The 26,886-nt window shown below is 29.9% G+C and carries 21 protein-coding genes; 1 reads left to right on the top strand and 20 read right to left on the bottom strand.

Translation table 11 applies throughout. The annotated features are described in order from the left end of the window. Positions 1-4 precede the first annotated feature (4 nt). The 13 genes from CLCHR_RS01655 to CLCHR_RS01595 all read right to left on the bottom strand — a co-directional run bounded on the left by CLCHR_RS01655 (position 5) and on the right by CLCHR_RS01595 (position 14,390). Positions 5-790, bottom strand: a complete 786-nt coding sequence (locus CLCHR_RS01655; RefSeq protein ID WP_079437920.1) for a PTS mannose/fructose/sorbose transporter subunit IIC — start codon at positions 788-790, stop codon at positions 5-7. Positions 791-841: 51 nt separating this feature from the next. Beyond that, the gene (locus CLCHR_RS01650) at positions 842-1,333 is read right to left on the bottom strand and encodes a mannose/fructose/sorbose PTS transporter subunit IIB (protein WP_079437919.1); all 492 of its coding nucleotides are present in this window, start codon (positions 1,331-1,333) and stop codon (positions 842-844) included. A 44-nt stretch (positions 1,334-1,377) separates the two neighbouring features. Beyond that, positions 1,378-1,800 (bottom strand): PTS sugar transporter subunit IIA, encoded by a 423-nt coding sequence (locus CLCHR_RS01645; RefSeq protein WP_079437918.1) that lies wholly within the window; start codon positions 1,798-1,800, stop codon positions 1,378-1,380. 361 nt (positions 1,801-2,161) lie between these two features. After that, the gene (locus CLCHR_RS01640; protein ID WP_079437917.1) at positions 2,162-4,957 is read right to left on the bottom strand and encodes a sigma-54-dependent transcriptional regulator; all 2,796 of its coding nucleotides are present in this window, start codon (positions 4,955-4,957) and stop codon (positions 2,162-2,164) included. Between the two features lie 7 nt (positions 4,958-4,964). Then, positions 4,965-5,126 carry a hypothetical protein gene (locus CLCHR_RS01635; protein ID WP_423236623.1) on the bottom strand — a complete coding sequence of 54 codons (162 nt, stop codon included), beginning with the start codon at positions 5,124-5,126 and terminating at the stop codon, positions 4,965-4,967. Between the two features lie 122 nt (positions 5,127-5,248). After that, a complete protein-coding gene (locus CLCHR_RS01630) occupies positions 5,249-6,193 on the bottom strand; it encodes a carbohydrate kinase family protein (RefSeq protein ID WP_079437916.1) in 945 nt (314 codons plus the stop codon). 46 nt (positions 6,194-6,239) lie between these two features. Continuing rightward, positions 6,240-7,223 (bottom strand): phosphotransferase family protein, encoded by a 984-nt coding sequence (locus tag CLCHR_RS01625; RefSeq protein ID WP_079437915.1) that lies wholly within the window; start codon positions 7,221-7,223, stop codon positions 6,240-6,242. A gap of 19 nt (positions 7,224-7,242) precedes the next feature. Further along, positions 7,243-7,452, bottom strand: coding sequence for a PfkB family carbohydrate kinase (locus CLCHR_RS01620; protein WP_079437914.1), 210 nt, complete (start codon positions 7,450-7,452; stop codon positions 7,243-7,245). Next, positions 7,424-9,145, bottom strand: coding sequence for a HAMP domain-containing methyl-accepting chemotaxis protein (locus CLCHR_RS01615; protein ID WP_079437913.1), 1,722 nt, complete (start codon positions 9,143-9,145; stop codon positions 7,424-7,426). The genes CLCHR_RS01620 and CLCHR_RS01615 overlap by 29 nt, the downstream gene beginning before the upstream one ends. A 188-nt stretch (positions 9,146-9,333) precedes the next feature. Then, complete coding sequence (locus tag CLCHR_RS01610) at positions 9,334-10,821, bottom strand: glycoside hydrolase family 32 protein (protein ID WP_079437912.1); 1,488 nt, start codon at positions 10,819-10,821, stop codon at positions 9,334-9,336. 63 nt (positions 10,822-10,884) lie between these two features. Then, the gene (locus tag CLCHR_RS01605; protein WP_079437911.1) at positions 10,885-12,498 is read right to left on the bottom strand and encodes an extracellular solute-binding protein; all 1,614 of its coding nucleotides are present in this window, start codon (positions 12,496-12,498) and stop codon (positions 10,885-10,887) included. 34 nt (positions 12,499-12,532) lie between these two features. Next, on the bottom strand, positions 12,533-13,435 hold the full coding sequence (locus tag CLCHR_RS01600) for a carbohydrate ABC transporter permease (protein ID WP_079437910.1): 903 nt from the start codon (positions 13,433-13,435) through the stop codon (positions 12,533-12,535). A gap of 1 nt (position 13,436) precedes the next feature. Next, positions 13,437-14,390: an ABC transporter permease gene (locus tag CLCHR_RS01595; RefSeq protein WP_341456868.1), complete on the bottom strand. Its 954-nt coding sequence runs from the start codon at positions 14,388-14,390 to the stop codon at positions 13,437-13,439. Positions 14,391-14,814: 424 nt separating this feature from the next. Here CLCHR_RS01595 and CLCHR_RS01590 point away from each other — a divergent pair, with 424 nt between their 5' ends. After that, positions 14,815-15,867 (top strand): LacI family DNA-binding transcriptional regulator, encoded by a 1,053-nt coding sequence (locus CLCHR_RS01590; RefSeq protein ID WP_079437909.1) that lies wholly within the window; start codon positions 14,815-14,817, stop codon positions 15,865-15,867. Positions 15,868-15,949: 82 nt separating this feature from the next. On the opposite strand, the gene CLCHR_RS01585 is transcribed toward CLCHR_RS01590, so the two are convergent. The 7 genes from CLCHR_RS01585 to CLCHR_RS01555 all read right to left on the bottom strand — a co-directional run bounded on the left by CLCHR_RS01585 (position 15,950) and on the right by CLCHR_RS01555 (position 26,625). Beyond that, the gene (locus tag CLCHR_RS01585) at positions 15,950-17,875 is read right to left on the bottom strand and encodes a PTS fructose transporter subunit IIABC (RefSeq protein ID WP_079437908.1); all 1,926 of its coding nucleotides are present in this window, start codon (positions 17,873-17,875) and stop codon (positions 15,950-15,952) included. Positions 17,876-17,921: 46 nt separating this feature from the next. Continuing rightward, on the bottom strand, positions 17,922-18,827 hold the full coding sequence (gene pfkB / locus CLCHR_RS01580; protein ID WP_079437907.1) for a 1-phosphofructokinase: 906 nt from the start codon (positions 18,825-18,827) through the stop codon (positions 17,922-17,924). A 484-nt stretch (positions 18,828-19,311) separates the two neighbouring features. After that, complete coding sequence (locus CLCHR_RS01575; RefSeq protein WP_079437906.1) at positions 19,312-20,526, bottom strand: alginate O-acetyltransferase AlgX-related protein; 1,215 nt, start codon at positions 20,524-20,526, stop codon at positions 19,312-19,314. A gap of 22 nt (positions 20,527-20,548) precedes the next feature. Continuing rightward, the gene (locus CLCHR_RS01570) at positions 20,549-21,970 is read right to left on the bottom strand and encodes an MBOAT family O-acyltransferase (RefSeq protein ID WP_079437905.1); all 1,422 of its coding nucleotides are present in this window, start codon (positions 21,968-21,970) and stop codon (positions 20,549-20,551) included. Between the two features lie 86 nt (positions 21,971-22,056). After that, a complete protein-coding gene (locus CLCHR_RS01565; protein WP_242965973.1) occupies positions 22,057-22,956 on the bottom strand; it encodes a glycoside hydrolase family 5 protein in 900 nt (299 codons plus the stop codon). Between the two features lie 180 nt (positions 22,957-23,136). Next, positions 23,137-24,252: a hypothetical protein gene (locus tag CLCHR_RS01560; protein WP_079437903.1), complete on the bottom strand. Its 1,116-nt coding sequence runs from the start codon at positions 24,250-24,252 to the stop codon at positions 23,137-23,139. 57 nt (positions 24,253-24,309) lie between these two features. After that, positions 24,310-26,625: a glycosyltransferase gene (locus tag CLCHR_RS01555; protein ID WP_079437902.1), complete on the bottom strand. Its 2,316-nt coding sequence runs from the start codon at positions 26,623-26,625 to the stop codon at positions 24,310-24,312. Positions 26,626-26,886: the final 261 nt, after the last annotated feature.

Below are 26,886 nucleotides of genomic sequence, written 5' to 3'. Positions count from 1 at the left end.
TAATTTACATTAATTCCGAATCGTCAATATCGCTCGCACCACCTGCTACAGCTACATTATTTTGTTTAGCTAATGATTGAATGTGGAATATAGCGCAAATAACACCTATAACACCAAAACCAATTAAGTTAACCCCAGTGAATGCTGCCATTATGAATCCAATAAAGAAGAATGGCATTAATGACTTAATATTCATCATGTTAATTACCATTGCATACCCAACAACCACTATGAATCCACCTGATACTTGAAGTCCTCTTGTAATTACTGGTGGTATAGCTGCAAGCATTGCATTTACAGCATCTGTACCTGCAAGCATCCCTACTATAGCAGCTGGTACAGCTACACGAATTGCTTGAAGTGATAATCCTAAGATATGACACATTTCTATTCCTCTTGTATTTCCTTCTGCCGCATACTTATCAGCTAAATGTTGGAAGAATACTGTTATTGTTCTTACAAAGATAGTAAGTACTTGTCCTGCTGCTGCAATTGGAATTGCTACTGCTATACCTGCTCCAATTGATTGATGTCCAATTATAACAAGTATTGCTGAAATTACACTCGCAAGAGCCGCGTCTGGTGCCATAGCAGCCCCAACATTCATCCAGCCAAGTGCTAACATTTCAAGTGTTCCTCCTAATATAATTCCTGTTTGAATATCTCCTAGTACAAGTCCCACTAATGTACATGCAACTATTGGTCTATGAAATTGTGCTTCATCAAGTACGCTTCCCATACCAGCAATTGCTGCAACTATTAATAATAAAATTAATTGTAAAGTGTTCATTTATAATTCCTCTCTTTCTTTTTTGTTTTATATAAAAATTTAATTTTATATCTAAATAAGTTTTAGTTCTTTTAATCTATCCATTAGATTTATTTTAGTATCTTTTGCTAACTTCCTTACCTCTAATTCAATACCTTTTTCATGAAGCTTTTTAAAGGCTTCAATATCAACATCATTCATACATAATGCATTTGTAATTTGTTTGTCGCCTGCTTTAAAGCACATTCCTCCAACGTTTACAGATTTAATAGGTACTCCGCCTTCAACCATTCTTAATACATCTGTAGGGTTTGTGAATAAGAATAAAGTTTTAAAGCTGTCAAATTTAGGATTATTATATGCTTCAATTGCTTTTGCTATTGGAAGCACATATGCTTTTATTCCTGGAGGTGCTACTTGAATTACTAATTGTTTTCTTAAATCATCTGCTGCAACTTCATCACTGCAAGCAAATATTCTATTACACCCACTCTCCTTAGTCCAAACTGTTGCTACTTGTCCGTGTATTAATCTGTCATCTATTCTTACAAAACTTATCTCCATTTTTTATACCTCGCTTTATTATTTTTATAGAAAATTACAAGTAATTACATTAATTCATCCTCTACATGATCTTCAACATTTTTAACGAAAACTCTTATAGCTTCTTTACCTGAATTTTCTGCAATAGCTAGAAGCTCTTGTAAGTTTGAAAAATCTCTGCTTCCTAATGTTTCTAAAATCATAGGAAGATTAACTCCTGTTACAATTTCCATATTGTCATTCTTCATGGCAAGAATACTTGCTGCATTAAATGGACTTCCTCCAAAGAGATCAACCATAAACAAAACGCCATGACTTGAATCCATTTTGTTTATAAGTTCCTCATATTTTTCTACCAGATTTTCTACTCCTTCACGTGGTTTGAAAGTAACACTTTCCACATTTTCCTGAGTTCCAAAAATCATTTCTGCTGATTTAAGAATCTCTTCTGAAAATGTACCATGTGTACCTATTATTACTGAGATCATTATTTCTTCATCCTTTCTTGCTACATATATTATTTTTATACTTATATACATAGCAATTCTTGTGCCAACTAAGAGTGTTAATAAAAAATATGTCTAAAACTAAGCTTATAACTGCCTTTGTCAATACTTAAGTATTGGCAATCACACTATTAATTGAAGATTCACATACTTTCAATCACATTTAACACGGTTTATTAAATAATTTATAATAATTAACACACATTTATTTAAAAATTAACTGCCACTAACACACGATTTTTTTAAACCTATGTATTAATGGCAGTTAACTTTTAGTTTTTTATTTCGTAATTCTATCGATTCAGCTAGAATTTAGTTAAAGATCCCCATACTAGACTAAGTTTCATCCAATGATATCTGCAATATAATATATTTCATCATCTGTTAAGTCTATTGATAATGCATTTCTGAAAATTAAACCAGCCTCCTTCAATGATTCTATAATCTTCTTATCAAAGTTTATATTGTCCTCATCATATACTAAACTATTATTCAGTATCATTCTTTCTAATGCGCATGCAACATGAAACATAATTCTTAATTTAACTGGATTTTCAAAATGTGTACCTAATAACTTTTCAGTCAAATATAAAAACTCATCTAATAGAGCATAAATTTTTTTAGGGTTAAGAAATGTTATAAACTCAGTAATAGTTTGTGTACAAAGATTTTCAAATATTATTTGCTTATCTTCCGTATTTTTTATAGTTTCTATCTCTTTACCTTTGATAACACTTATTAATATGCTCTCTCCTGTTCCATCGATTAATTGTTCTATAGATATAAATGGAATTCCAAGATTAGGATTAGTAATACCTATAACAGCCAAAATATTATTTTCTTCCAGTATCTTCTTAATGGACTTAGTTAAGTTCTTTAGCCCAAGTGAAATAATATTAATGTTCTTAGCACCAATATTATTTGTAACGTTCTCCACTAATTCTTTAAGCTTTATAGCAGCACCTTTTCCTGTAGAACATAAAGTGATTATTACCTTGTTTTTTTCTTTATTTTCTTGAATTGCTTGTTTGGTAATATTATTAGTGTATCCCCTAAAATCAGTAAGTAAATATGAATATACTGAATTTAAGTCAGCATCACAAACAGAACATTTCCTAACTGCTTCTAGCACTAGCGGTGTAGAAACCATATCAATACTTTTTATATTTATACCTATCTTTTCTGAAATAACATCAGCAAAACTATTTAATGATCCCATGTCTACTAGAAGTAATACTCCTTTTCCTTCATCTACTTGCTTGACTTTTTCTATAACATTATCTAATATATCCGATGGTGTTCTTTCAAGAGGCATATCGACAGCAAGAATATTATCAGCTTCAAATAGCTTTTTAGCTACACTAACCATGCTAGTTGCAATCCCTGATCCATGTGATGCTACTACAATACCGACTCTTTCTTGACGAGACGATTCTTGTATTGAATTTAATAGTAAGGCTAAATATTCAATCTCCACATTAGGTATGCTTAGGCTAAAGCTATTCTCAATAAGAGCATGAATTTCTTTAGCGACCTCATATTCTTTACTTTCAATTGATATTGATAAATCGATATTTGATTCATAAGAAACAGTATTTTTCTTAATCCGATTAAATAATGCACTAAAATGAAGGCTTGTTGCGTAAATAAACCTTTCATTTAGTTTTTTATTCAATCTGTTTTCAGCTAATATTTTTATCTTCTCTGCAAAATCTACAATATTTTTATCAACAATCTTTAGCAATCCTTCTCTACGACTTATATCATTTTTAAATCTATCATAAAACTGTTTTAAATGAATACTTATATCTGTAGTTATAAATCTCTTTATTTCTTCATCGTTCATACCTTCTTCCTGAAGCACAGAAGTTTTATTCTCTATTATTCTGTAAATATTGAATGGCGTTTCATAATCCTCTGTTTCTAAAAATGTTTTATTGCCATCTGGTTTAATGGTAATACTGTTAGGTATCGTACTCCACATAGATGACTTATCTTTATTGTGATTCCCAAAAGCTAGTATTCCACTTTTAATATTTGAAGGTAAGATAGATAAATTAATTTCAATACTATTATTTGTATTGATGCAATTGAAAAATCCCTTTGCACAAACCAATTGTATATTAGATTTTAGCTGTCCGACATTTCCATAGGTAGTGCTGCCTATAAGAGCTCTAATAGCTTCCGATGAAATCTTAATAGTTTTGTTTACTCTCTGAGCCTCTTTGGAAAGTAAATATTGTACTAGTTCTAATTTTTCATTAATCGGTCTTTCATCAAAAGGTGGAATAGTTATTGTTATAGGAATTCTTCTAATAAAAGTATTCAATAGCGTGGAATTTGGATCCTCAGTTGTAGCTCCAATCAATAGCACATTTGCTTTATGTTGTCTATCTGTTTCTCCTAACTTGTTATAAGTTCCTGTATCCATAAAGTAAAATACCATTTCTTGGCCTTCTGGCGGTAATCTATGTATTTCATCTAAAAATAATATACCTCCATCAGCTTTTTCAACTATACCTTCCTTTTCTTTTTCAGCTCCTGTAAATGCGCCTTTAACATGTCCAAATATATGTGCTAAAAGAAGCTGAGGATTATTAGAATAATCAGCACAATTAAATATTATAAATGGCGGATCTTCAGGTAGCTGTTTTATATTTTTATAATACTTGTACATCATACTAGCAAATAAACTTTTACCAACACCAGTACTACCTATTATTAGGGTATGCAAGCCGTTTGGCGGATATAATAAAGCTGCCTTTGCTTGTTCTATTTGATTTTTTAAACTTACATTGAATCCAATTAACGAATCGAAAGGTGATTTATCTTCTTTATCCTCAACCAAATTAATAAAATCATTAATTTCTATGCCTTCTTCAGGCTCATCATTTAAAGATACATTTAATAATCTTAAAAACTGTTCTCTATCAAAATACAGAACAGGTCTATTTTTAATTTTAATTATTTTCTTTTCTCTGCATAGAGTATTAAGCTCCCTAGAAGCATTGCTCCTTAATATTCCTAAGTATTCTGCAACTTGCTGAGCACTAAATCCCTTGATTTCAAATAATTTTTCCTTAGTAAATTCTCTAGAATTTGATAATATATACTCATAAATCTTATCAATTAGCTTCATAGCATTATCACCTTTCTTTAATCCGTAGTTTTAATTTGGGATGCTTATTGTTCCAGAAACCTTTTTCTGCAATCTTATATTGAATTGTATAATGTTCATGAATTTCAGGTAATATATCTACACCATATTCCTTAACTATATCTTGAATTACATAAAGCAACTCCCACATTTCTGGTTCAATGAAGAGGCAGCTTGTCCCCGGTTTCTTTATAGCATATGCATAAGTCTTTATATCTCATAAAGAAATCTTTATACTATAATTTATTCCTTCATATTTTCTTAATATATAAGTTAACATAAGTTCACTTGACTCACTGTAGGCATTGATGCTATTGCACCATAATTTGTACATGTAATTGCTCCTACTTTATTAGCGAATGTAATTATATTTTTCCATTCTTCAAAGCTTATATTTTGCTTATCTTCAATATCAGATACTTGTTTTAATACAGCTCCAACAAATGCATCCCCAGCACCAGTTGAATCCACTTGCTTAATTTGAATAGATGGAATTATTGCATTTTCTCCATTAACACTTAGATATGTTCCTTTAGATCCTAACGTAATAGTTACAACTTTAACACCTAATTCATGTAACCTATTAACTCCAGCTGTTATATCTTTTTCTTTAGTTAGTAAAAATAATTCTTCATCACTTAACTTGGTAAACTCACTTTCCCTTATAAACTTAATGCTATCTTCAATAAACAGCTCTAATTTATCTGATGTTATTAGAGCATCTCGATAGTTTGGATCAAAGGATATATAAATATTATTAGATTTTGCATATTCTAATAATTTAAAATATGTCTTCTTTAATTCTCCTTCTAAAAATCCTGTAGCTGAACCAAAGTGAACTATATCTGAATTAGTTATCTTTGATAAATCAATATTATCAAATGAATACTCCCCATCACTTCCTCTTAGAAAATCAAAATTACGCTCACCATTTGCATCTATACCAACTAAAGCTATTGTTGTACTGCCTTTTTCTACAGCCATTTCTGTATTGATATTTAAATCTTTTAGTAATCCTATTAGATGTTTTCCAAAAAAGTCATTTCCCACTTGTCCTAAAAAATAAGCATTCCCCTCTAATTTTGAAATACAAGCTGCAACATTTGCTGGTGCTCCACCTGCTTTTTTTTCAAATTTTTCTCCATCTTTCAGCCCTTTATTATCAACACAAACCATGTCAATTAAAAGCTCTCCTATACAAAAAATATTTTTACTCATAATTTATCCCTCCATTTTTATTTCTTTTTTTATATAACTACTAAATTTAATCTTCTGAATGTATTTTTTCTAATTCTTTTAATGCTTGATTAATCTGCGATCTTGCCCACTTGTCTCTATCTTCACCTGGATATTGTCTATAATTACACTCTATTACCTCAATAAGGTATAAGTATACTTTATATAGTGTGAATCTTACGTATTCGTCTCTATTTAAATCTTCTCTTCCAACAAACGTATTCATAAGATTTTTATTGTCCCAAAAATATCCACATATTGGTTCAAGTAAAGGATCTCCGAATATTGCGCGTTCACAATCTAAAACTCCAACAATTTTAATAGTTTTAGGATCTATAACGATATTTCCTTCCCACAGATCTTTATGAATAAGTAATGGCTTTGTTACTTTATTTAACGAATCTCTATGCCCATTAATTATTCTATATAATTTATTGTTTTCAAAAGGAAATGAAATTCCTACATCTTCAGCATCTTCTAAAAGCTCTTTAACCATATTAAAAAAAGCTTCATACCATGTAGAAAATCTTTTATTTTCTTGAGAAATGCATCCAAAATATTCTCCTTCTATTCCATTTATCTTCCTAACAATGTCTACTAGATTCGAGGAAATTTTCGCATATTGTTTTTCTGTAAGCTCATTACGTATCTCATTAAGAGGTCTTCCATCAACAAATTCCATAAATAAAAACTCGCAGTTAATAATTTCACCGCTCTTGTCATAATACAAAACTCTAGGAACAGGAATCCCTTCAATAGAATGCATTTTATTTAAAACAAATACCTCAGTTTCCATAATGTTATTTTCATATCTCATTACCTTTAGGTCTTTCATAGGTGATATCTTAAGTACTACTTTTCGTCCATCATTAAAAACTATAATATATGCAGTGTTGAAAAAACCGCCCTTTAACTCTATTATGTCTTGCACTACTACGTCTTCTCCAAATGCTTTCTTTGTCATTTTTATTATTTGCTCATTTAAAACCTTTGTCTTAGTTATGCTTACCATATTATTTAATCTCCTTAATTTAGAGTATAATAGAAAAAATAGATGATAGTCCTGCGTTATCAGCTTTAGATCTAATAATAGATTTTATATCTATTCCAATACGTGATAATTTTTCTTCAAGAAAATCTCCAAATGGATCATTACCAAGCTTAGTAATTATTTGAGATTTTCCGCCTAACTTTTTAACACAAGAAGCAACATTAAATAGTAAATTTTTGCGATAGTCCACTTAGATTTTGTGCTGTTTCTGCTTGACTTTGGGACGATTTTGCCACTTCATCAACAGCTAAAGTAATTTCATTTATGCTAACTAATATCTCTTCTGAACTAGCCGCAGATTCTGCTGCTGTATCTGATAAACTTCCTAACGCGGAATTTATTTGATTTATTACTTCCTTCATTTGTTCTGATGAATTATATATATCACTTGCTATATTATTAACAAACTCAGCATCTTCTTCATACTGAACTCCAGTATTTTTAAGTAATTCATAGCTTGGCTTAACACTATTTTCGAGATAGGATAGAACCTCTTGTCCACTATTAGATAGATTATTAAATGCATCTTGTATTTTATATACCATTCCTTGAATACTAGCCACTGCTCCTGATGACTGTTCTGCAAGAGTTCTTACCTCTTCAGCAACTACTGCAAATCCTTTTCCCATTTCCCCTGCTCTTGCAGCTTCTATTGCTGCATTTAATGCAAGTAAATTTGTTTGTTCTGCTATATCACCTATAGAATCCGCCATAATTTTAACCTCTTGAACAACTTTGCTATCCTCTATAGCTTTTAAAATGTTCATCCGATTTTCTTCATAGATTTTATTACCTTGTTCAATATTTTGTATTGCTTTTTCTTTTATTTCTACGGCTCTTTTTTTAATTTCTGTTGCAGATTTAAAACTTTTATTTGCTTTGTTACTTAACCCATTTGTTGCACTTACTATTCCCTCTGCTGATGCACTTACTTCTTCAGTTGCAGCACTTAAGTCCTGCATACCTTTAGCTATTTGCTCAGTAGAATCGCTAACATTTTTCATTGTAGAAAAGACTTCCTCTATTGTTGCTGATAGGCCTCTGCTAGTAGTATTAACTTCACTAGAACTATTAACAATTTCAGATATCAGTACTTTAATGTTTTCTTTTGCTTTATTTAATGCTATTGCAACGTCTCCTATTTCATCCTTAAATCTAATATCTACTTTTTGAGTTAAATCTCCATTACCTATTGCTTTAGAAAAAATTACAATCTTTTTCAATTGTCTCGAAATTGCTAATGACATTAAAATTCCGAACACTATAGCAACAATAAATACAAAAATAGTAATTAATATAACTGTGGTTCTGGAGTCAATGTATCTTATAGTATTATTTTCAGATGTCCAAGCTGCCTCATCCGTATTCATATTAATTATTAAATCAAGCGAATTAAAAAGAGTCTGTCTTGTTTTAGAACTTATAATGATTCCTCCTATTGCAGATTTATAGTCTCCTTTTGCAACAAAATTACATATTATATTTCCAACATCAGAATATTCTTTTGCATATGTTTCAATTGACTCAAATGTGCCTTTCTGACTTTCTTTAAGTAACTCGTCTTTATAAATGTCTAAAAGTTCTGTGTTCTTTTTAAATAAGTCCTGTACCTCATTAGATGTATCCTTAATTTCACCTATTCCTATTCCGTCCTTATAACATAGTGTAATTAAATCTGCACTAATCACTGAATAATTTTGCTTTAGCTCACTCAATATTTCTATAGATTTAAAGTTATATTCGTACATTAACTTAGCATTAGTATTTAATTTATCCATATTGTATATTCCTATATACCCAATAACTCCTGTAAATGCTGCAATGCAAATAAATGAAAAAATTAATTTGGATGCAATTTTAAAATTATTAAGTAATTTAATCATAAGTTTCACCTACATTCCATGATATTTAACAAATTTTATCACCTTATTAAACTCTACATTGAAACCGAATTTCAACTTTCGTGTTTCAAAATATTAATGTTTTTTATCAGAAACTCTTCATTCATTTAAAAGTGCCTAAATTACGAAATCTAATTTAGTCACTTTATTAATACATCTGAATATAATTTTTAATGTAGAACAATACTATGTTTTTCAATATTTATTTCAGCTTCTCCCTTGGCATAAAACGAAATATCTGTTGCATCTAGAGCAGTGTAAAAAGTTGATGTCATTACTTGTTCACCATCATTCACAAAAATTTCTGCAGAATACTTATCAATAATTAGTCTTAACTTAACCTTTCCATTTTGATTCCTTACATTCATTTCTCTCTTATGCAGCGCATCACTAAGTCTTGCTGAATAACTTCTATCAAATGAAACTAGATTTTTTATTGGATCAAAGGTAATTAATGTTTCATATTCCTTATTTTTAGCAATCTTAATTATAAATTCTTCGCAAGCTGCACCATTAATTTCAACGGACATATCTAATTCTCTTCCTGATATACCTTCCAATTGCACCTCATCCTTAACTGATACATTTTCATATTTCACAGTATTCTTATAGTAATTCTTAATTTCTCTAATTGGATTTTGAATTAATTGTCCATCCTTTATTGTCAGTTCTCTAGGAATGCTCATCATTCCACACCATTTAATGTCCTTTGGAACAATATTATTTTCCCAAGATTGCATCCATCCAATCATAATTCTTCTTCCATCTTCTGTTTCAAGGGTTTGAGGCGCATAGAAATCTAAGCCAAAATCTATAGTTCCATAATCTTCCCTATTAAATTTATGATTTTCCTTATTATATTTACCAATTAAATACACTGTATTGTGTCCATTATGAAATTTTAGCTCTTGTGCCTTTACTTCCATTGGTGAAATTATCATAATATCAGTTCCATCAACATTAAAGAAATCTGGACATTCCCACATGCGGCCTATTTTATTTTCACATCTATCAAGAATAGTAACAAATGTCCATCCTCTTAAATCCTTTGATTTATATAAAAGAATTTGTCCACTTCCATCAGCATGTCTGCTGCCGACTACAACATAAAAGTCATCTCCTTCTTTCCATATCTTAGGATCTCTGAAATCTTCTAGGTTGCTGCCTTCTGGTAAAGAAAAACTAGTAATAACAGGATTACTATCTAATTTTTCATAATTTATGCCATCTCCTATAGCAATACATTGAGTTTGTCTAATTAAATGAGAGCCATCTTCTTGAACTTCATCTAATACTCCAGTATACATAAGTATGTGCTTTCCATCTGACTCTACGGCACTTCCTGAAAAACATCCTCCCATATCATATACTTGATCTGGTGCAAGAGCTGCCGGCAGTTGCTCCCACTTTATAAAATCTTTTGTTTTACTATGGCCCCAATGCATTGGACCCCATTTAGTATCATATGGATGATATTGATAGAAAAGATGGTATTCCCCTGCAAATTTTGAAAATCCATTTGGATCATTAATCCAACCTATTGGTGAAGATAAATGAAATGAAGGTTTCTGTCCTTCTGGAATAGTTTTTATAGATTCTTCTTCAAAAACTCTTGCTTTGTCTAAAACTTCACTATTATTTCTCACTATATTATTCATAATCATTTCCTTTCAATTATCATAGATATTACATAAGCGACCCTAAAGTCGCTTATATAAGTATTATTTTGCAAAGTATGCATCTAAATATTTTTGTTTAATATCTAATATTTTTTGTAGTCCAAGTTTGTCCATTTCTTGTAAATAAGAATCCCATTCAGCATCAATACCACCATTTAAAATCCATTCAGCTTTTTTACGTTCTGTATATGCTTTTACTGCTGTTTCATATTGTGTAAGTGTATCAATATCTTCTTGTGACATAAATACAACTGGGTAGATATTTTCTGCCTTCATATCTTTTACATAAGTATTACGAATTATATCTAATCTTTCTTGTGCATCATCTGGAGATGTTGTATATTTTCCATAATAACTATTAAGAATTGCTAATGGTCCTCCAACAAATTGGTTTGCACGAACTTCCCATGGAGATGCTTTGCCTAAAGGTAAATGTTTTAAAGTTTTATCTGCTGTTAATTCAAATATATTGGCATTTTTCTCATCACCATATGTTCCCCAGTTATCTTGTACTGATTGAACAGGATCGTATAACTTATCAATCCATTTTGCTGTTAATTCTAAGTTCTTATTTCCTGATGTTATAACACATCTTCCCACATCAACACCCATTGCATTTTGTCTAGTAGCATTAACAATTCCAGTAGGACCTGCAAGTGCTGGAAGTGGAATAAAATCATTTTTATTTACTGATACATTCGAACTATCCCATGTAAAAATCATACCATAACGACCACTCTTACCTTTTGCTACAAAAGTGTCCCATTTTTGAGTAAATGCTTCTGGATCTATGAGACCTTCTGCTTGAAGCTTATTAAGGTATTTAATACCTTCTTTATATCCATCTTGAACAGTTGAATAAACTACTTTCTTATCACTATTTACTAGATAATGATCTCCATTATCCCCCAATCCAAATGCCCCAAGTATAAATCCCGGATCTTCATTTACACCATTAATTATAAATGACATTGGAATTACATCTGTTTTTCCTTCAGGGTGTTTATCCCTAAATGCTTTTAAAACTGTAACTAATTCATCAGTTGTTTTTGGTACTTGAAGACCTAATTCATCAAGCCATTTTTTATTGATCCATGGAATATCTCCAATTGCTTGAATAGCTTCTTTTCCGCTTCCTAATTCTTCTATCCATGGGAATGAGTAAATGTGCCCATCTGGTGCAGTAATCATTTTCTTATACTCTGGTTTTTCTGCTAGAACTTTTTTAAAATTCGGCATATATTTGTCTATTAAATCTTCAACAGGAACTATAACACCTTGTTTTGAATAACGAAGTAAATCATTATTATTCATCCCAGCGTTAAATACTACATCTGGAAGTGTATCTTTTTTTGATAATGCTAAATTCTTCTTATCAGCAAATTGTTCATCTGGATAACATGTCCAATCAATGTGAACATTTGTTTCTTTCTCTAATCTTTGAAAAATAACTCTTTCATTTGGATCTTGAGTAGAAATTGATGGTGCACTTGTAAGCATTTTTAAAGATGCTGTTTCTTTTAATGGAAATGAAACATCTTTTATTGCACTTGTTTCCCCTTTGTTACTTGTTCCACCGCTACATGCTGTAAATGATAATACTGTTAACATAGCTAATGAAATGCTAACTAATTTTTTGATTTTACTTGTTCTCATATTATTTTCCCCTTCCTTAACATATATTTATTATTTAACCTTTTACTGACCCTGCCATTATTCCTTTATCAAAATACTTTTGGAAAAATGGATACATGATAAGTAAAGGTAAACTGGAAACAACAATAGTAGAGTATTTTAATAATTGTGCAATTTTAGCCATTGCTGCAGAACTTTGAATATCTGCAATCATACCTGCCTTTGGTGTATTTTGAATTAAAATTGATCTAATTACTAATTGTAAAGGCTGTAATTGAGCATCATCCAAATAAATCATGGCATCAAAGTAACTATTCCACTGTGCTACAAATTGATATAAAAGTAACACTGCAATAATTGGTTTACATATTGGAAGCATAATTTTAAAGAAATGTGTAATATCACTTGCACCATCTATAGCAGATGCTTCCCTTAACTCTTTCGGTAAACTTTGGAAGTAAGTTCTTGCGAGTATAATATTCCATACGTTAATTGCACCTGGAAGTAGAATTGCCCACACTGTATTAATCATTTTTAAATTATCTATTAAAAGATATGTTGGCATTAACCCTCCACCAAAAAACATAGTAATAACATATAAAGTAGTAATAAACTTTTTTCCCACAAAATCTGGTCTAGATAATGGGTATGCAGCTAAAATTGTAGCCCCAACTGAAATTAATGCAAATCCAGTAGAATAGAATATAGAATTTAAGAAACCTCTTAAAATCATATCGTCTTTAAATACCCTTGTATATCCTTCTGTTGACCACTTACTAAAATCAAATGTTATACCTTGATTACTTAATGTAGTTGGATCCATAAAAGAAGCAATAACTACATATATAAGCGGTATAATAATCGCTAATACGAAAAGAACCATTCCTAAGTAACCACTTATTGTAATAAATTTATCAGAAAATGATAATCGTTTGAATTTCTTCATTTTCGTATCCATCTTATATTCCTTCCCCTTCATTTAATTTTTTAACAATTGAATTCACAACTATTAATAAAACTATATTAATAACTGAATTAAACAAACCTACAGCTGTTGAAAAACTATAATCTCCATTAAGAAGACCCATTTTATAAACATAAGTTGGTAAAATTTCTGATGCTGGTAAGTTCAAATCCGTTTGTAGCGCTAATGCTTTTTCAAAACCTACGCTCATAATATTTCCTGCTGATAAAATAAATTGAATAACCATAATTGGTTTAATAGCAGGCAAATCAACATTCAAAATCTGTTGAAAAATATTTGCTCCATCTATAACAGCTGCTTCTGTTAATTCTTGACTTGCATTTGAAAGTGCTGCTGTATAAATAATTGAAGCCCAACCTGCTCCCTGCCAAACTCCACTAGCTACATATATAGTACGAAATGCACCAGGCATAGTCATGAAGTTTGTTGCAGTACCAAAAATATGATTAACTGGCCCAATTGGTGACAAGAAAATAATAATCATACCAGAAATTACAATTACAGAAATAAAATTTGGAGCATACATAATTAATTGAATCTTTTTCCTTATCCCCTCACTCTTTATTCTTGCTAAAAGTAAAGCAAGAATAATTGGAACAGGGAACCCCCACAATAATCCATATAAACTTACCTTTAAAGTATTCATTAATAAATTCATGAAATCTGGCGAAGCTAAAAATCTTTCAAAATGTTTTAATCCTACCCACTGACTATTAAAAACTCCTAAAATAGCACTATAATCTTCAAAGGCAATTAGCACTCCTCCCATAGGAATATACTTGAAAATAATTAATAATAAGAGCGGCGGCAACGTGAAGAAAAGATATAATTGATAGTTCTTTTTAATATACTTTAAATTACTATGCATTTTTGACTTTTTTTTATTGGTTTCTGACTCATTTGCATTCGGCAAAATACTTTTTGTCATATTCAAATTTATCTTCTCCTTTCATTTAATTCTAGAAATAGGATAATTATTGTTTCACGTTACATTTTCACGTTACATTTGCATCTTACTTTTACATTCCCCATCTTTTTTACATTTGCACACTTTTTAATGACTTTCAGATTTTTGTAAACCTTATCTCTTATTTCTAAGTACATAATATCAAACCTTTTATTCTTTTGTCAACATATACTATTACATTTTTTTATTTTTTATTTTATAAATGCACATTTTAATTTTACATTTGCACACTTTGATATTTATTATACTTCTTTGCTTAGTCATCTTCCATTTCATCTTTTTCAATTTTATTTTACATTTGTCACTTTATTTGTTATACTACTGTCAATATATTATTTAAATATTAGTATGGAATTTTATATAATAGAGAAGGGAGCATTCAATAATGCTAAATAAGAAAATAACAGTTCAAGATATAGCCGATGAATTAGGCATTTCAAGAAATACTGTTTCTAAAGCCTTAAATAATACGGGTACCCTTGCAGATGCTACAAAATCTAAAATTATTAAAAAAGCAATGGAAATGGGTTATAAACAATTTGCTTATGTAAACAATGCATCATCCATTTCTTCTAATATATCTGTAAATAAAGAAATAGCACTATTCACGCGTAGTATGCCAAATAGTTCTCATTTTGGATCTCATCTTTTATCAGGTTTTGAAGAAAAAATTAGTACTCTAGGTTATAGATTGTCTATGTATATGGTTCGTGATAATGAAGTGAATTCTTCTAGCTTACCGTTCAACTTCAATCCCGAATCAGTTGACGGCATAATATGCATAGAAATGTTTGATAAAAAGTACAGTAAACTCATATGTGAATTAGAAATCCCAACACTTTTCATTGATTCGCCTAGTAATCATGATAATATGCCAGTAAATGCTGATATTCTTTTAATGGAGAATTATTACAGCATTTATAATATTACTAAAACATTAATTAACAATAATAAGACTAATATTGGTTTTATCGGGGATATATACCATTGTGAAAGCTTTTATGAGCGTTGGAAGGGGTATTGCTCTGCTTTATTGGATTCTAACATTCCTGTTGATATTAATAATTCTATTCTTGAAAATGACAAAGAACCTTATGGTGATTCTGAATGGCTTGGAAACAGGATAATGCAAATTCAAATTCTGCCCCAAGCTTTCATATGCGCAAATGATTTTATTGCTATTAATGTCATTAAAGCCTTAAAATATAAAAATATATCGGTACCTGATGACATTCTAATATGTGGTTTTGACAATTCTATTGAATCAAAAATAATCGAACCTCATCTCACCACAGTCAGCATTCCAAGTTACGAGATGGGTGATATTGCTGCAAATTTGTTACTTTCTAGAATAGATAATCCATCTACTCCATATAGAACTATGCATGTACGAACTTCAGTTAAATTTCGAGAATCTACTGGAAATATATTAACTTAAAAAAAGCAATCTTCAAATATATTGATTATTTGAAGATCGCTCTTTGATTAATATATATTATGAATTAATAAATTATGGACTGTTATTCTTGTACTGGTTTCTTTAATATACCTAGTATTATAGCACCAACTACAGATCCAGCAATTATAGCTGCAAGATATGCTAATGGATTAGATACAATTGCGATAACAAATATTCCACCATGAGGTGCTCTTAATGCACATCCAAATGCCATTGATAATGCTCCTGCTACTGCTGAACCAATTATGCAAGAAGGTAATACTCTTATTGGATCTGCTGCTGCAAAAGGTATTGCACCTTCTGATATGAATGAAAGTCCCATTACGTAGTTTACAATTCCCGCTTGTCTGTCCTTTTCAGTAAATTTATTTCTGAAGAATGTTGTACATAATGCAATTACAAGTGGTGGAACCATACCACCAGCCATAACAGCTGCCATTATATCAAAGTTTCCACTAGCAAGTGATGCTGTACCAAAAAGATACGCTGCCTTATTAACAGGACCACCCATATCAACTGACATCATTCCACCTACAATAATTCCCAAAAGAATTTTACTTGTTCCACCCATTGAACTAAGCGCACTACTAATACCTGTATTTATAGCTCCCATAGCTGGGTTTATGAATAGAATTATAACACCTATTAAGAATATTCCCAGTAAAGGATATAATAATACTGGTTTTATACCTTCTAAGCTGTTAGGTAAATTTGCAAATAATTTCTTAAGTCCAAGAACTAGATATCCTGCAACGAAACCTGCAAGTAATGCACCTAAGAAACCTGAACTTACTGCCGGAAGTTTTGAATCAAACGCATTAGCAAAAGTAACACCTGAACTAGCTAGCGCTCCACCAACGAAACCTACAGCAAGACCTGGTCTATCTGCAATACTCATTGCAATAAATCCAGCAAGTACTGGTAACATAAACCCAAATGCACTACCACCAATTTTCATTAAAACTGCTGCAAGTGGTGTACCAGAACCGAAACCACTAGGATTAGCAGGATTAAATGTATCAAAAAGGAATGCTAAAGCTATAAGGATTCCTCCACCAATAACAAATGGTAACATATGTGATACACCATTCATAAGGTGTTTATAAATTTTGCGACCTACTGATTCGTCTGCAACATTTGAATCGCCGTCACCTGTATTTCCAGTATGATGATAAATAGGTGCATTTCCACTAGTAGCTTCTTCTATTAATTTTGATGCTTTATGAATTCCGTCTGCAACCTTAGTTTTAATTAGTCTCTTTCCATCAAATCTAGCCATATCAACATTTTTATCAGCTGCTATGATTATACATTCAGCATTAGCAATTTCTTCTTTAGTTAAAACGTTTCTAGCTCCTCCAGAACCATTTGTTTCAACCTTTATTGAAATTCCCATATCTTTACCTTTATTTTCAAGGCTTTCTGCAGCCATGTATGTGTGTGCAATTCCAGTTGGGCAAGCAGTAACTGCTAAAACTTTATAACCATTAGAATTAGTTTTAACTTCTTCCTTTACCTCATCCGGGAATTTTTCCATTTCTTTTTTATTTATTAATTTTAAAAATTCATCTTTATCAGAACAGTTGATTAAGCTTGTTCTAAAGCTTTCATCCATTAATATAGTAGATAATCTTGCTAATACTTCTAAATGTAAATTATCATTATTATCTGGTACAGCGATCATGAAGAAAAGATGTGCAGGTTGACCATCTAACGAATCATAGTCAACACCAGTTTTGCTGATTGCTGCTGCAAGAGATGCTTTTTTTACTGCACTTGTTTTTCCATGTGGAATTGCTATTCCATCTCCAATTCCTGTTGTGCTTAATTCTTCTCTAGCCAATATTGCCTTTTTATATTCTTCTTTATTATTTAAGTTCCCTGTCTTATCCATTAAGTCAACTAATTCATTAATACATTGTTCTTTTGTGCTCGGATTAAAATTTAAGTTAATACCTTGTTTGTGTAATAAATCTACAATCTTCATTTTTGATCCTCCCTAAAACTTAGAATATATTATGACCTCGTATAATTTAATTAAATTGTTTTAATAATTCATATACTTCTTTTTCTGTTGCAAGTTCTTCTGAGAAAGCACTTGCACTACCAGTAGCAATTCCCATTTTAAATGCTTCATCTATGTCGTTACTTTTTAGATATCCACATAAGAAACCTGCTACCATTGAGTCTCCAGCTCCAACTGAATTTTTTAGAACTCCTTTTGGAACTTCTCTCTTTATTGCTTCACCATTTTCAGGCAATAAAATAGCTCCATCCCCTGCCATTGAAATAAGAACATTTTTCGCTCCCATCTCTTGAAGTTTTTTACCATATTTAATTATTTCTTCATCGCTTTTCAACTCAACATTAAACATTTCCGCAAGTTCATGATGATTTGGTTTTATTAAAAATGGCTTATATTTTAATACTTTTAATAGTAAATCTTTTGTTGCATCAACAATGAATTCTACACCTTTATCTAATAAACTAATTATAATGTTTTCATAGATATCATCTGGCACACTGTTTGGTATGCTTCCTGATAATATCAAGTAATCACCTTTAGTTAAACCAGAAAGCTTTTCATATAGTATTTTTAAATCTTCGCTTGTAATTTCAGGACCAGAACCATTAATTTCTGTTTCCCCATCACTTTTAAGCTTTACATTGATTCTAGAAAAACCATTATTTAATTTTATAAAATCGCAACTTACTCCATAACCTCTAATTTGTCTTAATATTTCATCTCCAGTAAACCCTGCAACATATCCAAGCGCTGTATTTTCAACTCCTAAGTTTTTAAGAACTATAGATACATTTATTCCTTTACCGCCAGCATAAATTTGTTCTTCTTGATTTCTATTTAAAGAATCAACTTTAAAAGAATCAACTTTGACGATATAATCCAACGAAGGATTAAGCGTTATTGTATTAATCATTTTTTAACACCTCTACTACATTGTTTTCATAATTAACATTATTTTAAATCAGTAACTGATACCTATATCTTTTGTTTCTTTAAGAATGATATTAAGCCTCTCTCTTGAAACATTATCGCTATTCCTGTGATTTAATAATAACTTATATTTCAACAAATTTCAATCATTTTCTTTCATAAAAAATCAAAAAAAATCATCTTTTTTTGCAATTACCGTTATTAACGGATTATTTATGCTCCATTTTATTGTTTTTTGATTTATTTTGATTGTTTTTTTGATTCATTTAGTTTTTGTAATAATGCTCCTAATATTCCTCATTTCTTTATCGAATACTCGTAAATACAAATTTTTTAATAATTCACTTCAGTGGTTACAACGACTCATATTAAAAAATGAATAAAAAAGCTATACTAGTTACCACACCAGTACAGCTCTTAATTATCCACATATTTATATTTTCCATTGAAATTCCTCTAAACTATAGTTATTCTTTATAAAAAGGAAAAAATTCTTCTGTTAAATCCTGTGGAGAAAACGACATGAATACAAAATCTAGATCCTTAATTCCATTCACATAACTAGGAATATCATCTTTATAATATCTAGGATCAACTAAATAAACATCTGAGCAAACAGTTGATAAAAATGCCGCGAGTGGTACAGCCAATGAATCTTTAATAAACAGTACTTTAGGACCATTAGGATTATCTTTGTTTTGTACATGTACTATTCCTCTATTTCCAAAAAGATACGCCGAATATTTATCAGCTTCTAACGAGTAAACTCCTTTTTCTGTCCTAAATGGCGATACAGTTAATAATGCTTCCTCAAATCTTCCTTCTAATTTAGCTTCTTGATCTCCTGTTTTTGAATAGTATGAAAAAGCTGTTTTGAATTTAGGGTATATTAGTGTAAAATCATCTGCTCCATCATAATAAACTCCCGTTTTTCTTCCCATAGATCCAATATATGAATCCTTATATTGAATAAAATTATAATTTTCTTTATTAGTATAAAATCCATTAGAATCTAAATTCATATTATAATCTTTGTTCAGTATATTAACCAATTGGCCAAATTCCCAAAATACAGTTTCTATTTTCCAATGATGATCTGTCTTAAAAAATAAATCATCTAGTGGAATTCCACTTTCAGTTAAATTTTGTCGTAAATCAATGTTGTCTACATCTTTTTTGCTAAGCAAGTCCAAAAAGTTATCTGCAGTTTCATTAGCATAATTATATGGGATTCCTGTAGATAATTCCGAATAACCTCTAATATATTTATCCGGTGTCATCAAATATATAAATTTTGTATTTTTATTAACTAACCCTTCTTTAAAAGCTTGTGTTCTTGTCACAATTTCATACACTGGATTAGGTTGATATGCTATAAATGTGTAATGCATAAATCCATTTTTATCTTTTATAACTTCAAAATTATTTTCTTCATTTTTATCCATTACTTTTTGTAAGTATCCATATCCATCTATAAATCTATATCTCCCATAAACATTTTCATTTGCTGTACTTTCAACTAACTTAGATACTTGATCTAAGTTTGATAAGTTTATATCTTTATCTTTAAATACTTCTTTAAATTTAGTGTACATGGAGTATCCATTGAAAATAGAAAATAGAAATAGAAATCCTATGAATATTATTGAAGTAATTATTTTTTTCCTAAATATGTTCTCCATTGATTCATATTCCTCCTTTCTTCTAAAAATTAAAATATATAAAAGGATTATATGTTCCTTTTATGATATAAGTAATGCATATAAAAAATAATAAAATCATAACAAATGGATATATAACTTCAAGTACTTTATGTCCTGGTGCACTATCTACAATAAACTTATTTGTTTTCTTTGCAATCGGAGTACTAAATATAATAGCTGCTATAAAGAAAATTAAGTTTTCTTTGATAAACATGAACGTGTAATCACTCCAAAAACCATTACTCTTAGCTCCAAACATGCACCCTATGTAATTTCCAGCTTCTATTAAATCTTTTGATCTAAATAAAACCCATCCCAAATTAATAATAAACAATGCATAAATATGTCTTACTTTATTATTGATTTCCAATTTTTCAAACGAAAAAACTTTTTCAATCGTAATAAATACAAAATTTAATAATCCCCATATAATAAAAGTCCACTCAGCTCCATGCCAAATACCAGTTAAAAGCCATACAACTAGTAAATTCCTTATAACCTTATCTTTATTTGATACTCTTGATCCACCAAGAGGAAAGTAAACATAGTCTCTGAACCATGAACTTAAAGATATATGCCACCGTCTCCAAAACTCTGTAATAGATTTAGATATATATGGATAATTAAAATTCTCATTAGTCTTAAATCCAAACATTAGACCCAAACCAATCGCCATATCTGAATATCCAGAAAAATCGAAAAATATTTGAAGTGTATATGCTATTGATCCAAGCCAAGCAAGACTTATAGGTATGGCAATATTAGAATTCATTTGAAATATCCTATCTACAATTACAGCCATACTACTCGATATTAAAACTTTTTTACTTAAACCAATTATAAATCTGCAACATCCTACTGAAAATTTTCTTAAAGTCTCTTTTCTATTTAATATTTGCTCGCTAATTTCTGTGTAACGTGATATTGGTCCAGAAAGAACTTGAGGAAAAAATGCTATATAAAGTCCTACATAGCAAGGATTTTTTTCAGCAACACATTTTCCTCTATAAACATCAATAACATAAGAAATAGCTTTAAAAGTAAAAAATGAAATACCTATTGGAAGTGCTAACTTAGGAACTACTAATTGATAACTTTGCATTTCGTTAATATTTCGAATTACAAACCCTAAGTACTTAAACACAAAAAGCAGCGATAAGTTAATTGTACACATAATTATTATAATTATTTTAGAAACTTTCTCATTTCTTCTGTATCTTTCAATTCCCAACGCAAAAATATAGTTTATTAATATAGAACTAATTAGTAAAAGTACAACTTTTGATTCTCCCCATGCATAGAAAAACAAACTGAAGATAAGTAATATTATATTTTGTAATTTCCTAGAAAAAATTGTTCCATAGTACATTAATAAAACTATAGGTAGAAAATAGAATAAAAATATTACGCTTGAAAAAAGCAATATCTTCCCCCCTTACTATTGTTCTTATTTTTATATAATTTTAAATCTTTAATAACATATAAATTTTAATTTCATACATATAATCTTTATTTGTTTGGCAGAAGTGCATCTAGCATTTCCTTATCCCACTTACCGGTATTTGAATCATATATTCCAAACCATGAACACAATTCCCAATATCCAAAACTAAAACCGTAATTTTGAGCTTCTTTTCTAACGGCCTCTGTCCAACGCTTTCGATCTTCAGCAGGTGCATTTTGATTAGCTCCAAATTCACCTAAAAATATATTAACATCGTTTTTCTCAGACCATTTTTTTGCAATATCAAAACGTGATTTTAAATAATCTATTTCCTCTTTAGACCCATTCCACTTAATATCCTTTAGATTCTCAAATCCTGGATGATATTGATTCCCTTGAAAAGTAAAGTTATTTGGTTCATAATAATGAAACGATACTGCTATATTTTCATCCTTTGGAATCGAAAGTGCCTCTAACCTATATACAGAATAATAATTATCTGGTCCGACAATAATCATTCTATTTTTATCATTCTTACGAATTTCTGCTACCCCATCTTTTATGAATCCATTCCAAATATCGCCTTTTAAATTATCTTTAGGTTCATTCAATAATTCAAAAACAAGTTCTGGGGGATAATCTTTATACCTTTCGCTTAGTTGCCTCCAAATACTAATAAAACAGTCTTTATATTTTTCTGGATCCTGCATTACCTCCTCAAAATGATGAAAATCTAATATCACAATTAAATTATCTTTAAGTGCATAATTCACATATGAATCTAACTGTTTCATAAAATCCTCTTCAAGGACATAATTAGGTGAATTCTTTGCATAATCTGAAAATCTTACGGGTACTCTTACACTATCAAATCCAGCTTTTTTTATATCATCAAAATATTCTAGCTTCATTTGAACACCCCATGAAATACCTTTAGGTGCTTCAAGCGTATTTCCAATATTCATACAAGACTTAAATTCCAAATTTTTTCGACTTTTAGAATCACATTCAAATAAAATCCCTGATGTAATTATGATACACACCATAAATAAACATATTATTATATATCTAGCCTTTATAATTGATTCCTCCTTTTTTCACTAATTAAAGAAAAATCTTCACACCAGTCAATTTATTATTCTATTCTAAGAAGTTTTATTATTCTTCTCTCTTTTCCACCACCAATATAATGTGGCAAATGCTGCGCATATAATGCAAGCTATAATTCTTACTGAATTCAAAAATTTCTCACTTAATATAAATTTATCATTGTTTGATAAAATGTTTGATATCTCCTCCGGTCTAGGGATACTCTTACTAGTACCATCTACTTCCCTAGCACTTAATGTCCAGGATTTAATTAATTGAACATCCATTATTTCTATTAATCTATTATCTAAAACAGCACTTATTCTTATATTTTGAGCCTCTACATCTGGCTTCACTGATAAACGTCCATTCTCATTTATTGATACCCCATCTATACTATCTAATAGTTGAAACTTTACATTTTTATTAGTTTCGTTAGTTCTATATTCTGAGATCGATTCTCCTACAACTGGTATCTCTACAATATTGTCACCTTTAATCGATATATCCGAATTTAAATAATATTCAATACTTGATTCTTTATTTATTAGTTGAAAGTTACTTAGACTAAATCTACCTTTATCATTCTCCGGCATTGTAGCAATAATTCCCCACGAAGTGATTTGAGTTATTCCGTTAAAAGCGCTTTCACTATTCGCTCCTTTCTCTTTAAAGCTATTAAACGGCATATATATTCTTCCCTTAAAACCTTGTGGTAATTCTATTGTCCCAAAAGAAGGTTGCATTTTCTCCAACATTTCTGAAGTTTCCCTCTTAACTACAATGTTACTATTATCTGATGGGGATAAAACTTTTCCATCATATCTTTTTACATCCATATTTATCCTTATTGTATTATCACTTTCATTTGATATATAAAAACTCATCGCCTCATAATTAGACCAGTCTCTATATTGGTTTTCATATAAATATGCGGTATAATACCCCTTACCTAATCCCATGGTATTCATATCAACATTTAACTGATATTCACTAGCTTTACCTATTTCTATTTCTATATGTCCTGCATCCATTATTTTTTGAATATTCACTGGATTAAAATTCTCATAATCTGAATCTGATATTCCATATACACTCATAGAATTCATAAAACATACTAATGTAATACAAATAGTTGTTATTATTTTTCTTCGTAACTTTTCAAATATCATTATATCCCCCTATTGACGCAAACATAACCTTTAAATATATTCATAACTTACTATTTACTATATATATAACATTTCATCAAATTCATCTAAATATTTCAATTTGATCTGTTCCACGCTTTCTTGTTTCTGCCTTAGCAAATCATGTTTACACTCAACTTGCCAACTTGACAACTTACTTTTAAAAACCTCATCTTCTGCTATAGTTTCATATTCTTGTATTTTATATAATTGTAATGACGTATCTATTTTTTGTTTTTTCTTTTTAAATGATTCATTATAATTTATTTGTTTATCTAATATAAATCTAATAGTTATTTCATCTTCAATTTTTACAGTTATTACTTTATTATTTTTTAATTTTAGATCTGTTTTTATAACCGCATATTCATAGTTAAAGTCATTAATTATAATTTCTCCGCATTCCTCAGATTTTAACTTCTTGTTTAATTTTATACGTGGAAGTTTTCTGTTTAGTAAATTCGATTTCTTTCCCCTACTCAATATATTAATTCTAATGTCATCAAAAATACTGTTATTTTTTTCAATATATTTAGGTAATGTAGGCTCTCTATCATAAATTAATGATAATAATTTTTTAAGGTTAGAATCATCTATTTCACTAATTTTAAGTGCATATTTCCAACTCTCTCTAATTTCACTTACTTGAACAATTTGTCCTTTAAATTTAGACACATACCTTTCTGTAGATAGCGCTATATCTAAACTTCTATCGTAAGGTATATATATTGGTTCATCTAAAACAATTCCGATACCACCTTCGGAAATATCAATAGTTTTACAATTAATTGTCTTATTACCATAAGAAATATTACAATCAATTTCTACAGAAACTCTCTCTGATTTCCTATAAGCGTTTCTCCCTAACATGAAAAATATTGACATTATAATATTGTATAGATTTACTATAAGCCAAAACAATAAAACACTATATGCAGGAGAACCCGTCTCAAATGTCATTTTAATACAATTTATAATCCCAATTACAGAAAGCACCGCAAAAAAAGAATGAGGTATAATCTTTTTTATCTGATAATTTCTATCATCTTCAGCCTTTCCATCTTTTCTTGTCACCGCAAACTTTCTTTGAGATATTCCCAAAGTCTCAAGAATAACAACAGGAAGAAGTGATGGAAATAAAATAGTTTCATATATATTAGTCCATTTAGTACTTCTTATGTTATTTGATAATTTCTTAAGAGTTGCATCACTAAATAAATACATTGGCAACCAAAAAATAAGAACCTGTATCAGATTACATTTTAGGACAACTACTCCAAATACAGAAAACATAATTGGGGCCATTATATATGCCAATCTTTTTAAGCAAGAGTACCAATAAGAAATAGCGGAGATATAACTAAGTTTTTGCTCTATATTAAGGCCTTTTCTAAAAAGAATGTTTAGTTTTCTACCTGTCTGTATACACCCTCTGCTCCATCTTTCCCTTTGCTTGATTAAACTTTTTAAATCTGATGGTGAAAGCCCTGAGGCATGGATCTCATTAATTGCATAACACTTATATCCTTTGCTTTGAATTAGTAATCCTGTAGCGAAATCTTCAGTTATTACTTTCGTGTAAAATCCACCGATTTCTTCTAATGCTTTTCTCAAAATCATTGTATTAGAACCACCATATATAACTGAATTAGTCTTATTTCTTGAAACTTGTACATCACGGTAAAAATAATCTTGTTCATTAGGAATTCTCCCTTCGGAGAACAAACGGTATTGAAATAAATCTGGATTATAAAAACTCTGCGGAGTTTGAACAAATCCTATTTTTTCTTCAGTTAAGAAATAAGGAACACATGTTGTTAAAAAATCATGCATTGGAATCATATCTGCATCAAAAGTTACAATTAATGGCGAATTTGTTTTTGCTAATGCATTATTTAAGTTTCCTGCTTTAGCATCTATATGTTCAGTTCTAGTTATATAGTCAATCCCCATTGAATCTGCAAGTTCTTTCATTTCTGCCCTATTAGAATCGTCACAGATAAATATATGTACTTTACTTTTGTCTGGATAATCCATGTTAATACATCCATTAACTGTTTTATATAATAATTCTACTGGTTCATTATATGTTGCTATAAATATATCCACATCTGGAAATAAGATATCATCTACATTGGGCTTAACAGGATATTCTATATTTGACATACTATAATAATGTATAGCTGCCTCTATCATACCTACTATTTCAACCAGTAGTAAGTAAATCCCACATGTAATCGCCACAATTCCGTACCCAAAAGGTATTGTAAAGAATATTCTCCATACAAGATAAATAACAGAGGATACTATTGTTCCTATAATTAAAAATTTATTTCTTAAAACTTTCAAATTCATAACAATCACCTCTTTCGACTTTTTTCTCCAATTAATACTGTTGTTATTCTAATTTTATTGTTCTAATATAATGATATCAGTTTATTTGTATTAAAAATATATTGAGTATTTGGGTTTAATTCTTGAATAAGGAAATAAAATAGAGGAGCATATTATAAATTCAATTGGATTTTTAGCCTTTGACGAGGGCTTTGTCTTTTCAGAAATAGTGTCATCATTTATTTTTTTAACCTTACCAGATGAGGATCCTCAATGTAAGTA

This window comes from Clostridium chromiireducens, assembly GCF_002029255.1.
GTDB lineage: Bacteria > Bacillota > Clostridia > Clostridiales > Clostridiaceae > Clostridium > Clostridium chromiireducens.
Note: the sequence above shows the minus strand (reverse complement) of the source record. Positions and strands in the feature narration are given on the sequence as shown.

Bases quoted from the DNA above. Each gene is read 5' to 3' on its own strand.
- CLCHR_RS01655 (WP_079437920.1), bottom strand. From the start codon at position 790: ATGAACACTTTACAATTAATTTTATTATTAATAGTTGCAGCAATTGCT.
- CLCHR_RS01650 (WP_079437919.1), bottom strand. From the start codon at position 1,333: ATGGAGATAAGTTTTGTAAGAATAGATGACAGATTAATACACGGACAA.
- CLCHR_RS01645 (WP_079437918.1), bottom strand. From the start codon at position 1,800: ATGATCTCAGTAATAATAGGTACACATGGTACATTTTCAGAAGAGATT.
- CLCHR_RS01640 (WP_079437917.1), bottom strand. From the start codon at position 4,957: ATGAAGCTAATTGATAAGATTTATGAGTATATATTATCAAATTCTAGA.
- CLCHR_RS01635 (WP_423236623.1), bottom strand. From the start codon at position 5,126: ATGTGGGAGTTGCTTTATGTAATTCAAGATATAGTTAAGGAATATGGT.
- CLCHR_RS01630 (WP_079437916.1), bottom strand. From the start codon at position 6,193: ATGAGTAAAAATATTTTTTGTATAGGAGAGCTTTTAATTGACATGGTT.
- CLCHR_RS01625 (WP_079437915.1), bottom strand. From the start codon at position 7,223: ATGGTAAGCATAACTAAGACAAAGGTTTTAAATGAGCAAATAATAAAA.
- CLCHR_RS01615 (WP_079437913.1), bottom strand. From the start codon at position 9,145: ATGATTAAATTACTTAATAATTTTAAAATTGCATCCAAATTAATTTTT.
- CLCHR_RS01610 (WP_079437912.1), bottom strand. From the start codon at position 10,821: ATGAATAATATAGTGAGAAATAATAGTGAAGTTTTAGACAAAGCAAGA.
- CLCHR_RS01605 (WP_079437911.1), bottom strand. From the start codon at position 12,498: ATGAGAACAAGTAAAATCAAAAAATTAGTTAGCATTTCATTAGCTATG.
- CLCHR_RS01600 (WP_079437910.1), bottom strand. From the start codon at position 13,435: ATGGATACGAAAATGAAGAAATTCAAACGATTATCATTTTCTGATAAA.
- CLCHR_RS01595 (WP_341456868.1), bottom strand. From the start codon at position 14,390: ATGACAAAAAGTATTTTGCCGAATGCAAATGAGTCAGAAACCAATAAA.
- CLCHR_RS01590 (WP_079437909.1), top strand. From the start codon at position 14,815: ATGCTAAATAAGAAAATAACAGTTCAAGATATAGCCGATGAATTAGGC.
- CLCHR_RS01585 (WP_079437908.1), bottom strand. From the start codon at position 17,875: ATGAAGATTGTAGATTTATTACACAAACAAGGTATTAACTTAAATTTT.
- pfkB (WP_079437907.1), bottom strand. From the start codon at position 18,827: ATGATTAATACAATAACGCTTAATCCTTCGTTGGATTATATCGTCAAA.
- CLCHR_RS01575 (WP_079437906.1), bottom strand. From the start codon at position 20,526: ATGGAGAACATATTTAGGAAAAAAATAATTACTTCAATAATATTCATA.
- CLCHR_RS01565 (WP_242965973.1), bottom strand. From the start codon at position 22,956: ATGAATATTGGAAATACGCTTGAAGCACCTAAAGGTATTTCATGGGGT.
- CLCHR_RS01560 (WP_079437903.1), bottom strand. From the start codon at position 24,252: ATGATATTTGAAAAGTTACGAAGAAAAATAATAACAACTATTTGTATT.
- CLCHR_RS01555 (WP_079437902.1), bottom strand. From the start codon at position 26,625: ATGAATTTGAAAGTTTTAAGAAATAAATTTTTAATTATAGGAACAATA.